Raw genomic sequence first — 14,838 nt, 5'->3', positions numbered from 1 at the left:
CAGGCTAGCCGATTTCCTCGAGCGCCAGTTGGAGTTCGAGCCATTGCTCCTCCAGGCTGGCCATGCGCTTGCTGAGCTCCCCGTGCTCTGCCATCACTTGCTGGCGCTCCGAGCGCCGTTCATCAGCGTAGAGGCTGGCATCAGCAATGGTTGCATCCAGCGTCGTCAATCGCGTGCGGGTGCGCTCCATGTCGGTTTCGAGCTTGCCTAGTTTTGCTTCCAGGGGTTTTCGCTGGACGGCCAGCCGTTGGCGTGTCTCGGCCTCCAGGCGACGCTGCTGCTTGCGATCCAGCGGTATCCCACTGGCGTCTGTCGCGTCCTGGCGTGCTTCCGCCCGTGCCTCGGCACGCACAGTGGCGTTGCGGCTGGCCAGCCAGTCCCGGTAGTCTTCGAGATCGCCGTCGAACTCGGATACTTTCCCATCGGCAACCACCCAGAAACTGTCTACAGTGGTTCGCAGCAGATGCCGATCATGTGAAACCAGCAGCACACTGCCAGAAAATTCCGCCAATGCCGTGGCCAGCGCTTCGCGGGTATCGACGTCCAGATGATTGCTGGGTTCATCCAGCAGCAACAGGTTGGGCTTTTGCCAGACGATTAACGATAGTGCCAGTCTGGCTTTTTCTCCTCCTGACATCGGGGCGATACGGCTGTTGACCGTGTCGCCGCTGAAACCAAAGCTGCCCAAATAGTTGCGTAACTCTTGCTCGCGCGCCTGCGGGGCGAGGCGCGCAAGATGTTGCAATGGGGTGGAGTCCGTATCCAGCATATCGAGCTGATGCTGGGCGAAATAGCCGATTTCCAGTCCTTTTGAGGCCAGACGTTCCCCCGCAAGCGGCGCAAGCTCTCCCGCAAGCGTTTTGATCAATGTGCTTTTTCCGGCGCCGTTCACGCCCAGAACGCCGATGCGACTGCCGCCGCGAACCATGAGTTCCACGTGCTTCAGAATGGGCAGGGCCTGTTCGGCTTCGTCCCGATAGCCCGTTGTTACCTTGTCCAGAGTCAAGAGGGGATCAGGCATGCTGAGTGGTTCGGGGATGCGTATGTCGATCCCAGCCTCGGCCTGCAAGGGTGCCAGCGTTTCCATGCGTGCCAGTGCCTTGACTCGGCTTTGCGCCTGTTTGGCTTTGGTCGCCTTGGCCTTGAATCGGTCGATGAAGCTCTGCAGGCGCGCTGTTTCACGGGTTTGCCTGTCCCAGGCCATACGGGTCTGCCGCAGGCGCTCCGCGCGCTGCGTGAGAAAATCCTGATAGCCGCCGCGATAGCGCACAAGCTTGCTCTGGTCAAAGTGCAGAATGCTGCGCGCCACGGCATCGAGAAATTCGGTGTCGTGCGAAATCAGGAGTACCGTACCCTGGTAGGCGCCCAGCCAGCGCTCCAGCCAGAGCATGGCGTCCAGATCCAGGTGGTTGGTCGGCTCATCAAGCAGCAGAAGATCGGAAGGCGCCATCAGCGCCCGCGCCAGTGCCAGCCTCATCTGCCATCCGCCGGAAAAACTGCGTACCGGCTGCATCCACTGCTCGGGCGCGAAACCCAGTCCTGCAAGCAGTTGCTCCGCCCGCGATGGCGCGCTCCACGCATCGGCTTCGATCAGTGCGGTTTCCAGTTCAGCGATGCGTTGTCCGTCGGTATCCGGCGTTTCTGCGCGCTCGGCTTGCAGTGCACGCAAATGCGTGTCCCCGTCGATCACGAACTCGCGGGCTGGCATTGCGTTGTCGCTGATTTCCTGTTCGACGCTGGCAATGCGCCAACCGGGCGGTATGTCCAGGGAACCGGCATCCGCATCAAGCCGATGCTGAAGCAGCGCAAACAGCGTGGATTTTCCAGCGCCGTTTTTTCCGACGATGCCCACGCGCTCGCCAGGGTTCACCACAAAATCCGCTTCATCCAGCAAAACCTTGACGCCGCGGCGCAAGGTGAGTCCTGCAGCACGTATCACGGCGTCAATTGCTCCCTGGTCAGCAGTAGTATCTGGTCTTCGGTGTTTTCAGTGCTGAGCCACACAGGATCCAGGTCAGGAAAGGCGGCGATGAAATTCTGATACTCGTTGCCAATCTCCAGCACAAGCATACCCTCGGGCGCGAGGAAGGCTGGCGCTTCTTCGAGCAAACGGCGTATCAAATCCATGCCGTCGTCGCCGCCGGCCAGGGCCTCGGTGGGTTCGTGACGGTACTCGAGTGGCAGCCGCTCCATGGATTGATTATTGACGTAGGGTGGGTTACAGACGATCAGCTTGTACTCACACTGTGGCAGTTGGTCGAAAAGGTCGCTGCAATGCGTGGTGACTCGTCCGTCCAGCCCGGAAAGCTCGATATTCTGGTCGGCGATCTCTAGTGCGTGTTCGGAAACATCTACCGCATCGACCTGGGCGTTGGGAAAGGCGAGCGCGGCCAGAATGGCCAGGCAGCCCGAGCCGGTACACAAATCAAGCACAAAATCAATGTCATCGGGATCCGCAACCCAGGGCGCCAGGCTGTCGGTCAGCAGCTCCGAGATGGGAGAGCGCGGAATAATCACGCGTGGGTCTACCACAAAGCGGTGGCCCTGCAACCAGGCCTCGCCTGTCAGGTAGGCGGCGGGTATGCGCTCGGTGATGCGTCGTTCAAGCAGCCTCAGATATCGCTCGCGCTCCTCGGGCAGCACGCGCGCATCGAGATAGGGTTCGAGCGTATCCAGCGGCAAATGCAGCGTATGCAGCAGCAAATAGGCAGCCTCATCCCACGCATTGTCACTGCCATGCCCGAAAGAGAGTTGCGAAGCGTTGAACTGGCTGACCGAATAGCGCATCAGGTCGCGCAGCGTAGAAAGCTCGGTATTGGCGGATTCGTACATGCGTTCTCCAGTCAGCGCGAGGGCAGGAGCTGTTCCAGCGTGCGCCGGTAGATGTTCTTGAGCGGATCCAGGGTATCAAGCAGGATATGTTCGTTCACCTGATGAATGCTGGCATTGATGGGGCCGAATTCAATGACTTGCGGACACATTTTGGCGATAAATCGCCCATCGGAAGTGCCGCCGGTGGTGGACAGTTGCGTGTCGATGCCGGTTTCGGCGCGTATCGCCTCCGCCATTGCGGTGCTCAGTTCGCCGCGTGGCGTCAGGAAAGGCTCGCCCCCCAGTGTCCAGTGCAGGTCGTAGTCCAGGCCATGCGTGTCCAGGATATCCGTCACGCGGGCTTTCAGGGCGTCCGGTGTGCTGGCGGTGGAGAATCGGAAATTGAAGTCCAGTTCCGCAATGCCGGGCACCACATTGGTTGCGCCTGTGCCCGCGTGCAGATTGGATATCTGGAACGTGGTCGGAGGGAAGTACTCGTTGCCGTCATCCCAGTGTGCGGCAGTCAACGCCACCAGCGCAGGCCCGGCCAGATGTATGGGATTGCGGGCCAGATGCGGGTAGGCGACGTGTCCTTGTTTTCCTTTGATGATGAGTTTTCCTGACAGGGATCCGCGTCGGCCATTCTTGACGGTGTCGCCCAGGTGGTCTACCGAGGTGGGTTCCCCAACGATGCAATAATCAAGCGTTATCCCTCGTTCGGCCAAGGTTTGGCATACTTTGACGGTGCCGTCCACGGACGGGCCTTCTTCGTCGGCAGTGATCAACAAACCGATGGAGCCTTGGTGATCAGGGCGGGATGCGACGAATTCCTCCGCCGCGACCACAAAGGCCGCAATCGAGCTTTTCATGTCGGCGGCGCCGCGCCCATAAAGCTTGCCATCCCGTTCGGTAGGAATAAAAGGATCGCTGTCCCAGCGCTCCAGCGGGCCGGTCGGCACGACGTCTGTGTGGCCCGCAAATACGAGCAGGGGGCCGGTCGTACCTCGTCGTGCCCACAGATTGGCGACGTTGCCGAACATCAGGTGTTCGCAGTCGAAACCAGCTGCTTGCAGACGCTCGGCGAGCGCTTGCTGACAACCATAGTCCTCAGGCGTAACCGAGGGCCGGGAGATAAGATCGCGCGCAAGCGCCAGCACAGAAGACGTCGACATCAAGCCCTCAGCAAATCATTGATGCTGGTCTTGGCACGGGTTTGCGCATCCACACGCTTGACGATGACTGCGCAGGCCAGGCTATGGCTGCCATCAGCCGACGGCAGCGAGCCGGGTACGACAACGGATCCCGAAGGAATGCGGCCATAAGTGATTTCGCCAGTGGAGCGGTCGAAAATCTTGGTGCTTTGCGACAGAAAGACGCCCATGGCCAGCACCGAGTTTTCTTCGACAATGACGCCTTCGACAACCTCGGAGCGGGCGCCAATAAAGCAGTTGTCTTCGATGATGGTGGGGTTGGCCTGAAGAGGCTCCAGCACCCCGCCTATTCCGACGCCGCCGGACAGGTGGACATTCTTGCCGATCTGGGCGCAGGAGCCCACGGTCGCCCAGGTGTCAATCATGCTTCCTTCGTCGACATAGGCGCCGACATTGACATAAGACGGCATCAGCACCACATTGCGTCCGATGTAGGCGCCACGGCGTGCCACGGCAGGCGGTACGACGCGAAATCCGCCCTCGGCAAAGGCCTTTGCATCGTAGTGATCAAACTTGGTGGGAACCTTGTCGTAGAACTGTAGGGGCGCCTGGCCCAGGATTGCGTTGTTTTCAAGACGGAACGATAAGAGTACGGCCTTCTTTATCCATTGATGAACCACCCAGTGGCCGCCGGTTTTTTCGGCCACACGCAAGCTGCCTGCGTCCAGGCCGGCGAGTGTTGCCTGTACTGCGGCATAAATGTCGTCGTGGCCTGAGGTTGGCGAGAGCTGGGCACGGTTGTCCCATGCCTGTTCTATGGTTGGTTGCAGGTCTGTCGTCATGGATGTCTTGATGTGATGTGTTGCAATTGAAAAAGAAGGGGCCGGCAACTCGCTTTGCCAGTACCGGAACGATAACAAATATGGCGCGCCTTGCGGAGCGGTTTTTCGCGTCAGGCTTTATTCAGGAATTGTGCGATGCGCTGGGCCGCTTCGATGCAGTGAGCCTTAGGCGCGACGAGCGCGATGCGTATGCGGCCTGCGCCGGGGTTCACGCCGTGGGCACTGCGCGCCAGAAAACTGCCGGGCAATGCCGTGACCCCAGTGGCGCCATAGAGGTCTCGCACGAAATCCGTATCGCTGCCTGGTGTTTGTGCCCAAAGATAGAATGACGCATCAGGCCAGCCGGTGCCCATCAAGGGACCAAGCACAGGCAGTACTGCTTCGAATTTTTCTCGATACAGCCTGCGGTTCTCGACCACATGGGCTTCGTCCTGCCAGGCGGCGATGCTGGCGTCGGAGACGACGGCACTCATCGCACTGCCGTGGTAGGTGCGGTAGAGCAGGTAGTGTTCAATGAGCCGGGCATCGCCAGCGACGAAGCCCGAGCGCAAGCCGGGCACATTGGAGCGCTTGGACAGGCTGGAGAAGCAGACGAGATTGCGAAAATCAGGCCGGCCAAGAAGCGTTGCCGCCTGCAAGCCACCCAGCGGCCTGTTGGATTCGTCAAAGTAGATTTCGGAATAGCACTCGTCGGAGGCTATGGCAAACCCATGTTCGTCCGAAAGCGAAAACAGGGTGCGCCAGTCGTCCAGCGACATGATGTTGCCCGCGGGATTGCCGGGCGAGCAGATAAACACCAATTGGGTTTTGCGCCAGACTTCGGCGGGAACAGAAAGCCAGTCGTAACCAAAACCCCGTTCTGCTTGCGCATTGATGAAATAGGGCCGGGCACCGGCCAGCAGCGCGGCGCCTTCGTAGATCTGGTAAAACGGATTCGGGCAGACGACGACGCCTTCGGCCCCGGGGTCAACGACTACCTGTGCGAACGAAAACAGCGCCTCGCGGGAGCCCAGCACGGGCAGCACCTGGGTGTCAGGGTCGGGCCGCGCAATACTGTAACGGCGTGCAATCCAGTCGGCAATGGCGGTTCGCAGCGCGGGATCGCCCTTGGTCGGCGGGTAGGTCGACAACCCTCCCGTGGCCTGTTGCAGCGCCGTTGCGATAAAGGGCGGGGTGGCGTGCTTGGGTTCGCCAATGGACAGGTTGATGGGCGCCAGATGCGCGGCAGGCGACTGTGCCTGGGCGAGCAAGGCCCGGAGTTTGGCAAAGGGGTAGGGTTGCAGAGTGCTCAGGTGAGGATTCATGTGTGCCGCGTACAAAAGGCGTCGCGGGCGCTGCTGTCGCGCCGCGGCGCGAAAACCATGATCTGTCGTGCGAACGGGGGCATGCGCATAGGCTCAGTGGTTTTACGTTAATGGACAATAAATAACAAAATCAAAGGATGATCAGGGAGCCACGGCCATTCTGAAGAACTCCCCCCAGGAGTGTCGCTGTAATGGCCCTGCGTCGGCCCTGTTTTCGCGCGATTGGCCAGCCAAAATGGCACGGGCGACTCATACGTAAAGACGCATGCGACAGTCAAGCATTCTTGATCGAGCGGGAGGCTCGAAGGTAGGCCGGCCTGCCCGAGAGGGAGAATTATAGAGGATCGCAGGCCGGCGGGTGAGCAAACCTGCCAGTCCTGAGACTTGTTCGCCGTCTGCTGTCCTGCTCAAAGCACGTGAGCCACGCCCGCGCTATCCGTGATCGTTTGTCACGCGCATAGGCCAAACCGGACATAGGCCGTTTGGCCTATGCCGGGCAGCCTGAGGCTGCGACAGCAAATCTCCGGCCGCATTCAGACGGCAAATTGCACTCAGGCAGGGTGAATCGCAGTAGTATTTGTATGCCGCCCTGTCGACCAGGAAGGCAAGTAAAACAAGCTAACTGGAGACATAAAATGAATGCGACTAAACGCGTTTCGTCCCTTGCTGTGGGTATGGTCTGCTTTGCTTTGTCGTATGGGGTCCATGCCGCAGAAAATAATGTGAATAAGCTGTTGAATATGGAAGTTACGGGCACGCCTCTCGAACTCGAGTCTGTGCCCCAAACCGGTGCCAGGCAAGAGGCATTGACCCGCAATCTGGAACACGTCAAATTGCCTGACGGATTTAAGATCAGCTTGTATGCGATAGTTCCTGACGCCCGCCACATGGCAGTCGGCCCCTCGACAGGGGTGGTCTTTGTGGGAACCCGAAAAACGAAAATGTGGGCGGTTACGGATAGTGCAAAAGTTCGGGTCGCAGATTCCGTGACTCGTTTCGCGCCATCCGTCAGCATGAAAGTCCCTAATGGGGTTTGCTTCTCGCGCGACGGTATTTTGTACAGTGTCGAGCACAATCGGGTCTTGGCCTATCCCGCTGCGGAATTTTTCTATGGCGGTCCGGACGTTGCTGCTGACGTTGTCGTGCCCCAGGGAGAACTTATCCCCGTAGAAGAAGAAAGCTTTAATCACGGTGCCCGTACGTGTCGCATAGGCCCGGACAACAAGCTGTATATCACCATGGGCAACCCTTACAACGTACCGCCTAAAGAAAAGATCGAGGTGTACAACAAGTACGGCATGATGGGAATTGTTCGTATGGATAGGGACGGCAAAAACCGCGAAGTGTACGCGTACGGCGTTCGCAATTCGGTCGGCCAGGACTTCAATCCGGCGGACGGCACGTTGTGGTTCACTGACAATCAGGTTGACGGCATGGGTGACGACACTCCTCCAGGCGAACTCAACCGTGCGACCAAAATCGGTCAGAACTTTGGATTTCCGCATTATGGTGGGGGAGACGTACGCACCGTTGAGTATAAAGATGATGAGCCCGCCGTTGATGCCGTGTTTCCACAGGTCGAGATGGCTGCGCACGCGGCTGATCTTGGCATGACGTTCTATACGGGTAAGATGTTTCCGGCACAGTATCAGGGTGGGGTTTTTGTGGCCGAGCATGGGTCATGGAATCGCACGACGCCTATAGGCGCCCGAATCATGTTTACAAGCCTGAAGGAAGACGGTACGGCTGACCAGACCGAAGTTTTCGCTGACGGCTGGCTGACGTCCAATAATGAATATCTGGGCCGCCCTGTCGATGTTGCGATGCTGCCCGACGGCTCGCTGCTCGTGTCCGACGATTATGCCGGCGCAATCTATAGAATCTCGTATGGAGACAAGTAGGCCTTTCTTCCGGGCGATGGTGCTGTTTGCATTGGCTCTGGGCACATCAGGCACGGCGACTTTGGTGGCCGCGGCCGATGTGTCCGCAGGCCGAGCCAAATCAGTGCAGTGTGCCGTATGCCATGGCCCACATGGCATGGCAACCTTGCCTGAGGCACCTAATCTCGCAGGCCAGAGCGAGATTTATCTTGTTAAAGCATTGAAAGATTTCAAGTCCGGAACCCGCACCAACGAGATGATGAACATGGTGGCGGGCAATTTATCGGACGCTGACATCGAAGATCTGGCTGCGTACTATCAAAGCATAGAGATCGTTGTGAAAGAGTCGGGCCAGTGAGGAAAAAAAGGGCGATGTATCATGGTGTCGAAGCGCTCAAGCACTAAGGCGCGCCAAAACTAAGGCACGCCAAAAATGCCTGTGCTCGCATCCGATGCCTATGCCTACATCCGCTCGAACAAGAAGATCGAGGTGATCCTGCCGAGTCATTCAAGCCAGCCCATGGTGCGAACGGAGAGACTCGAACTCTCACACCTTGCGGCGCCAGAACCTAAATCTGGTGCGTCTACCAATTCCGCCACGTTCGCTGGGGGTAGCCTGCCATTATAACTATTTTTTATCAGGCTGCAATTTGCGCAAAGCGCCCGCCCGCCTGCTTTTGCCCGGTGTCCAGAGCGCCGATCCTGGTCCTGGGCCATCAGCGTCCTTCGCTTTCGATGGCCGGCTCCGATGTGCGATCCGAGTTTCCGGTAAAATGTCCCGTTTACTTCTTCAATTTCTCATTTATATAGGTCCCTAATGCAGCCCGAGGTTGAAATTCTGTCCGGCCTGGAACGCCGTGTTGATCTCGCGATTTCTATCGCCGATATTGAAAAACAAGTCCAGGCACAACTGAAGCGCGTCGCCCGTACTGCCAAGGTCCAGGGCTTTCGTCCCGGCAAAGCGCCGCTCTCCATGATCGAGCGCAGCCATGGGCCAGGCATTCGTTACGATGTCATCAATGCCGAAGTCGGCCGTACGCTGGACAAGGTCATCGAGCAGGCCAAGCTGCGCGTCGCTGGTACGCCTAACCTCGAACCCAAGTCTGAGGGCGTTGACGAAGGCACCATGGCTTTCTCCGCCACATTCGAGGTCTATCCCGAAGTGCAGGTGCCCGACCTGTCCGCGCTCGAAGTCAAGCGCGCCAAGGCCGATGTCACCGATGCCGATGTGCAGCGCACGCTGGATATTCTGCGCAAGCAGCGCGCCGCCTACGAGCCGCGCGAAGACCGTGCCGCCGAAGACGATGACCGCGTCACGCTGGATTTTGTCGGCACCATCGATGGCGTCGCCTTCGAAGGTGGCACCGCTGAAAAATTCCCCTTCGTGCTTGGTCAGGGCCGCATGCTGCCCGAATTCGAAACAGCGGTTCGTGGCCTGAAGGCCGGCGATACCAAGACCTTTCCGCTGACCTTCCCCGAAGAATACGGCAGCAAGGAAGTCGCTGGCAAAACCGCTGAATTCAACATCACGGTCACCGAAGTTGCAGAAGCCGTGCTGCCTGAAGTCAATGCAGAGTTTGCCAAGTCACTCGGCCAGGCTGAAGGCGATGTCGAAAAGCTGCTCGCCGATATCCGCGCCAACATCGAGCGCGAGATCAAGTCCCGGGTACAGGCCCGCACCAAGGGCAGCGTCATGGACGCCCTGGCCGCCGCCAGCACCTTCGATGTGCCCAAGGCCCTGGTCGAGAACGATGCGCAAGGCCGTGTTGTCGCCGCCCGCGAAGAGCTCAAGCAGCGTGGCGTGCCCAACGCTGATTCGGTGCCCATTCCGGTCGAAGCGTTCACCGCGGAATCCGAGCGCCGCGTGCGCCTTGGCTTGCTTGTGTCCGAACTCGTCCAGACCGCCGACCTGCAAGCCAAGCCAGAGCAGGTTCGCGCACGCATCGAAGAGTTCGCCCAGAACTACGAACAGCCCGCGCAGGTTGTTGCTTACTATCTTTCCGACCGTCAGCGCCGTGCCGAAATCGAAGCCATTGTGCTCGAAGACAACGTGGTCGCTCACGTTATCGCCAATGCCAAGGTTACGGACGAAGACGTCGCTTTCGACGAACTCATGGGGACCAACTAAATGACGACATCGCGATTTACCGATTTTTACGCATCCATGTATGGCGGGGATTCGGTAACCCCGACGGGGTTGGGCTATGTGCCCATCGTGATCGAGCAGTCGGGCCGTGGCGAACGGTCCTACGACATTTATTCCCGGCTGCTGCGTGAACGCGTCATTTTCTTTGTCGGGCCGGTCAACGACCAGTCCGCCAACCTCGTTGTCGCGCAGCTTTTGTTTCTGGAATCAGAAAATCCGGAAAAAGACATTTCTCTGTACATCAATTCGCCGGGCGGATCGGTGTATGCGGGCATGGCCATTTACGACACCATGCAGTTCGTCAAGCCTGATGTCTCTACCTTGTGCACGGGGCTGGCTGCCAGTATGGGCGCTTTTCTGCTGTCCGCAGGCACCAAGGGCAAGCGTTATACCTTGCCAAATTCCCGCATCATGATCCACCAGCCTTCGGGTGGTACGCAGGGGCAGGCGTCGGATATCCAGATTCAGGCGCGCGAGATCCTCAGTCTTCGCGAACGTCTCAACGAGATCCTGGCCAAGAATACTGGCCAACCCGTGGAGCGCATTGCTGTTGATACAGAGCGTGACAATTTCATGTCGGCCGAAGATGCGGTATCGTATGGTTTAGTAGACAAAGTACTGGTCTCGCGCACCGACGAGGCGTAAGGGGCCAGAAGGTCGACGGAATGTGGATCACGTTCCGTCGTGATTACTCGACAGGCAGCATTGTGCATGCCCTGTCCACTGGACTGAAAGAGTTTTATGCCCGAAAAAAAAGGATCGGCGGACGAAAAGACCTTGCGCTGCTCATTCTGCAATAAAAGCCAGCATGAGGTTCGCAAGCTCATTGCCGGGCCCTCGGTATTCATCTGTGATGAGTGCATCGATTTGTGCAACGACATCATCATCGAAGAAAGCCAGGAAGCCGCGCGCGACGCCATACGCAACGAACTGCCCACGCCGCAGGAAATCAAGACATTTCTTGATGGATACGTGATCGGACAGGATATGCCCAAGCGCAATCTCGCCGTCGCGGTCTACAACCACTACAAGCGCATACGCTACGGGCAAATCAAGGGCGACGATGTCGAACTTTCCAAGAGCAATATTCTGCTGATCGGGCCAACCGGCTCCGGCAAGACGCTGCTTGCGCAAACCTTGGCCCGCATGCTGGACGTTCCCTTCGTCATGGCTGATGCCACCACGCTTACCGAAGCAGGCTACGTCGGCGAAGACGTCGAGAACATCGTTCAGAAACTGCTGCAAAATTGCAATTACGACGTCGAAAAAGCCCAGCGTGCCATTATTTACATTGATGAGATCGACAAGATCTCGCGCAAGGCCGACAATCCCTCCATTACCCGGGATGTTTCCGGAGAGGGCGTACAGCAGGCGCTGCTCAAGCTTATCGAGGGAACCGTTGCCTCCGTGCCTCCCCAGGGCGGTCGCAAACATCCAAACCAAGACTTCGTGCAGGTCGACACCACCAATATCCTGTTTATTGTTGGCGGTGCCTTCGACGGGCTCGAAAAAATCATCCGCGATCGCACTGAGCGATCCGGCATTGGGTTTTCCGCCTCGGTACGGGCCAAGACAGAGCGCGGGGTTGGGGAGCTCTTCGCCGAAGTCGAACCCGAAGACCTCATCAAGTTCGGCTTGATCCCCGAGCTGGTCGGTCGCCTGCCGGTCGTCGCAACCCTGGAAGAGCTCCAGGAAGACACCCTTGTTCGCATCCTGACCGAACCCAAGAACTCCCTGATCAAGCAGTTTCAGAAACTGTTTGAAATGGAAGAAGTCGAACTCGATGTCCGGCCTGGTGCCCTGGCCGCCATTGCCAAGCGCGCAATCAAGCGTCGCACCGGCGCGCGGGGGTTGCGTTCCATCGTGGAACAGGCCTTGCTGGGAACAATGTACGAACTTCCTTCCCAGAAGGATGTCAAACGGGTAGTGTTGGACGAAAACGCCGTTACCGGGCAAGGCACGCCTATTCTCATTTATGAGGACGAGGCCGAACCAGGCTCACGGCAGTCGACGCCAGCCAAAAAGCTTAAAGACGCTGCGGCCTAGGATTTACGCGCATCGTCTTTTTGCAAGCAGCCATGTATGCTTAACCTTGAAAACCTGGCAATCGCCTCTATTTATACCTACAGGTAGAGCTGAAAAGGGAGGCCTCGGCTTCCCTTTTTTATCTCAAGGTAAATTTTAAGGAAATTACTATGTCTGCGAGCCAGATTCTTTCTGCTGAACCCACGGACCTCCCACTGCTGCCTTTGCGCGATGTGGTGGTATTTCCGCACATGGTGATTCCCCTGTTTGTTGGTCGTCCGCGATCCATCAAGGCTCTCGAGCTGGCGATGGAAGGCGGCAACAACATTATGCTGGTCGCTCAGAAGTCTGCCAGCAAGGATGATCCCAGCCCCGATGATCTTTATGAGATCGGTTGCGCCGCCAGTATTTTGCAGATGCTGAAACTGCCCGACGGCACCGTCAAGGTGTTGGTCGAAGGGGTGCAGCGCGCCCGCATCAAGAGTGTCGCAGATGCTGATACTCATTTCATGGCGGTTGTTTCCGCCGTCGAGCCCGAAACCGAAGAAGGGGCCGAATCCGAAGCTTTGCGCCGGGCAGTTGTGGCGCAGTTCGAGCAGTACGTCAAGCTCAACAAAAAAATCCCGCAAGAAATCCTCACCTCACTTACGGGTATTGATAACGCTGGCCGCCTTGCGGACACCATTGCCGCACACTTGCCGCTCAAGCTCGAGCAAAAGCAGCAGATGCTCGAAATTACCGGCACGTCCGCGCGGCTTGAGCAGCTGCTGTCGCAGCTCGAATCCGAAATAGACATTCTGCAGGTCGAAAAGCGGATTCGCGGCCGAGTCAAAAAGCAGATGGAAAAAAGCCAGCGCGATTATTACCTGAATGAGCAGGTCAAGGCCATCCAGAAAGAATTGGGCGAAGGCGAAGACGGCGCCGATATCGAAGAGCTCGAAAAGAAAATCGAAGCTGCGCATCTGCCCAAGGACGCCCGCAAGAAGGCTGACTCCGAACTCAAGAAGCTCAAGCTGATGTCTCCGATGTCCGCCGAGGCTACGGTAGTGCGCAATTACATTGATACGCTCATTGGCTTGCCCTGGCGCAAAAAGAGCCGCATCAACAACTCCATACCAAATGCCGAACAGGTGCTGGACGCCGATCACTATGGCCTCGAAAAGGTCAAGGAACGCATTGTCGAGTATCTGGCGGTGCAGCAACGGGTCGAAAAGCTCAAGGCGCCCATCCTCTGTCTCGTAGGCCCTCCTGGCGTGGGTAAAACGTCATTGGGGCAGTCCATCGCGCGTGCCACCAACCGCAAGTTTGTGCGCATGGCTCTGGGGGGCGTTCGGGACGAAGCCGAGATACGCGGTCACCGTCGTACGTATATCGGGTCCATGCCTGGCAAGATTCTGCAGAACATGGCCAAGGTGTCGGTGCGCAATCCGCTGTTCCTGCTCGACGAAATCGACAAGATTGGCGCGGATTTCCGGGGCGATCCATCGTCGGCGCTGCTGGAGGTATTGGATCCCGAACAAAACCATACCTTCCAGGATCACTATATCGAGGTGGATTTCGACCTCTCCGATGTCATGTTTGTGGCAACCAGCAATACCTTGAACATTCCGCCGGCCTTGCTTGACCGTATGGAGGTTATCCGGCTCTCTGGTTACACCGAAGACGAGAAAGTACACATTGCCTTCGACCACCTGTTGCCCAAGCTCATGAAGAACAACGGCGTGCAGGATGGCGAGCTTACGATCGAAGAGTCCGCGATTCGCGACATCGTGCGTTATTACACCCGCGAGGCCGGTGTCCGTGCGCTCGAGCGCGAGATCAGCAAGATCTGCCGCAAAGTTGTCAAGAAGCTGCTTGGCAAGAACGCGACGGGCGTTGCCAAGGGCCGCAAGGCCGCGCCCGCTCAGGTTATCGAGAATGTCGTCGTTACGTCTGAGAACCTTGATGATTTCCTGGGTGTGCGCCGTTTCAATTTCGGCCATGCCGAGAAAGAAAACAAGATTGGCCAGGTTACCGGCTTGGCCTGGACGGAAGTCGGCGGCGATCTGCTCACGATCGAGGTTGCTGATATGCCTGGCAAGGGTGTGGTGCTTCGCACCGGCTCCCTGGGTGATGTCATGAAAGAGTCGGTCGAGGCTGCGCGCACGGTGGTGCGGGCTCGCGCCCAGAAATGGGGTATCGTCAACACCTCATTCGAGAAACGCGATCTGCACGTGCACTTTCCTGAAGGGGCAACCCCAAAAGACGGACCATCTGCCGGTATCGCCATCACCACGGCTATGGTATCGGCACTCACCGGAATCCCCGTACGTGCCGACGTCGCCATGACAGGCGAAATCACGCTGCGCGGTGAAGTGTTGGGTATCGGTGGCCTCAAGGAAAAACTCCTGGCCGCGCATCGCGGTGGCATCAAGACCGTGATGATTCCCGAGGAAAACGTGAAAGATCTCGCCGAGATTCCTGACAACGTCAAGAATCAACTGGAAATTATCCCAGTGCGTTGGATAGATCGGGTGCTTGAAGTAGCATTGCAGAACATGCCTACGCCGCTGTCAGACGAAGAAGTGGCTCGCTTGGCGGCAGAGGCGGTGGCCACTGCAAAAAATCCGGGCGAAACCTCTGATGGTTTAAGGCATTAATCAGCCAAGAGCGGCCACGCTCAAGAAGTCTTGGGCGTGG

The 14,838-nt window shown here is 57.9% G+C and carries 11 protein-coding genes and 1 tRNA gene; 6 read left to right on the top strand and 6 right to left on the bottom strand.

Annotated elements, in window-relative coordinates; all coding sequences use genetic code 11:
- Positions 1–4: 4 nt before the first annotated feature.
- The 5 genes from ERE07_RS11590 to dapC all read right to left on the bottom strand — a co-directional run bounded on the left by ERE07_RS11590 (position 5) and on the right by dapC (position 6,108).
- The gene (locus ERE07_RS11590; protein WP_130008993.1) at positions 5–1,939 is read right to left on the bottom strand and encodes an ABC-F family ATP-binding cassette domain-containing protein; all 1,935 of its coding nucleotides are present in this window, start codon (positions 1,937–1,939) and stop codon (positions 5–7) included.
- Positions 1,936–2,832, bottom strand: coding sequence for a 50S ribosomal protein L3 N(5)-glutamine methyltransferase (gene prmB, locus ERE07_RS11585; protein WP_130008992.1), 897 nt, complete (start codon positions 2,830–2,832; stop codon positions 1,936–1,938). Before prmB ends, ERE07_RS11590 begins: the two co-directional genes overlap by 4 nt.
- A gap of 11 nt (positions 2,833–2,843) precedes the next feature.
- On the bottom strand, positions 2,844–3,983 hold the full coding sequence (gene dapE / locus ERE07_RS11580; protein WP_130008991.1) for a succinyl-diaminopimelate desuccinylase: 1,140 nt from the start codon (positions 3,981–3,983) through the stop codon (positions 2,844–2,846).
- Entirely contained in the window at positions 3,983–4,804 is an 822-nt protein-coding gene (gene dapD / locus ERE07_RS11575) for a 2,3,4,5-tetrahydropyridine-2,6-dicarboxylate N-succinyltransferase (protein WP_130008990.1), read from the bottom strand. Before dapD ends, dapE begins: the two co-directional genes overlap by 1 nt.
- 110 nt (positions 4,805–4,914) lie before the next feature.
- Positions 4,915–6,108: a succinyldiaminopimelate transaminase gene (dapC, locus tag ERE07_RS11570; RefSeq protein ID WP_130008989.1), complete on the bottom strand. Its 1,194-nt coding sequence runs from the start codon at positions 6,106–6,108 to the stop codon at positions 4,915–4,917.
- A gap of 635 nt (positions 6,109–6,743) precedes the next feature.
- Here dapC and ERE07_RS11565 point away from each other — a divergent pair.
- Together ERE07_RS11565 and ERE07_RS11560 are read left to right on the top strand one after the other, a co-directional pair.
- Complete coding sequence (locus ERE07_RS11565) at positions 6,744–8,009, top strand: PQQ-dependent sugar dehydrogenase (protein ID WP_130008988.1); 1,266 nt, start codon at positions 6,744–6,746, stop codon at positions 8,007–8,009.
- Positions 7,996–8,346: a c-type cytochrome gene (locus ERE07_RS11560; RefSeq protein ID WP_425330976.1), complete on the top strand. Its 351-nt coding sequence runs from the start codon at positions 7,996–7,998 to the stop codon at positions 8,344–8,346. Before ERE07_RS11565 ends, ERE07_RS11560 begins: the two co-directional genes overlap by 14 nt.
- 163 nt (positions 8,347–8,509) lie before the next feature.
- Here the strand turns inward: ERE07_RS11560 and ERE07_RS11555 are convergent.
- Positions 8,510–8,594, bottom strand: a tRNA-Leu gene (locus ERE07_RS11555).
- Positions 8,595–8,805: 211 nt separating this feature from the next.
- Here ERE07_RS11555 and tig point away from each other — a divergent pair.
- The 4 genes from tig to lon all read left to right on the top strand — a co-directional run bounded on the left by tig (position 8,806) and on the right by lon (position 14,798).
- Positions 8,806–10,116 carry a trigger factor gene (gene tig / locus ERE07_RS11550; protein ID WP_130008987.1) on the top strand — a complete coding sequence of 437 codons (1,311 nt, stop codon included), beginning with the start codon at positions 8,806–8,808 and terminating at the stop codon, positions 10,114–10,116.
- Positions 10,117–10,779, top strand: a complete 663-nt coding sequence (clpP, locus tag ERE07_RS11545; RefSeq protein WP_130008986.1) for an ATP-dependent Clp endopeptidase proteolytic subunit ClpP — start codon at positions 10,117–10,119, stop codon at positions 10,777–10,779.
- A 96-nt stretch (positions 10,780–10,875) separates the two neighbouring features.
- Positions 10,876–12,180, top strand: coding sequence for an ATP-dependent Clp protease ATP-binding subunit ClpX (gene clpX, locus ERE07_RS11540; RefSeq protein ID WP_130008985.1), 1,305 nt, complete (start codon positions 10,876–10,878; stop codon positions 12,178–12,180).
- A 149-nt stretch (positions 12,181–12,329) separates the two neighbouring features.
- Positions 12,330–14,798 carry an endopeptidase La gene (gene lon / locus ERE07_RS11535; protein ID WP_130008984.1) on the top strand — a complete coding sequence of 823 codons (2,469 nt, stop codon included), beginning with the start codon at positions 12,330–12,332 and terminating at the stop codon, positions 14,796–14,798.
- The last annotated feature ends 40 nt before the right edge of the window (positions 14,799–14,838 follow it).

Origin of the sequence: Allopusillimonas ginsengisoli (genome assembly GCF_004153455.1) — a bacterium.
Classification (GTDB): Bacteria; Pseudomonadota; Gammaproteobacteria; order Burkholderiales; family Burkholderiaceae_B; genus Allopusillimonas; species Allopusillimonas ginsengisoli.
Note: the sequence above shows the minus strand (reverse complement) of the source record. Positions and strands in the feature narration are given on the sequence as shown.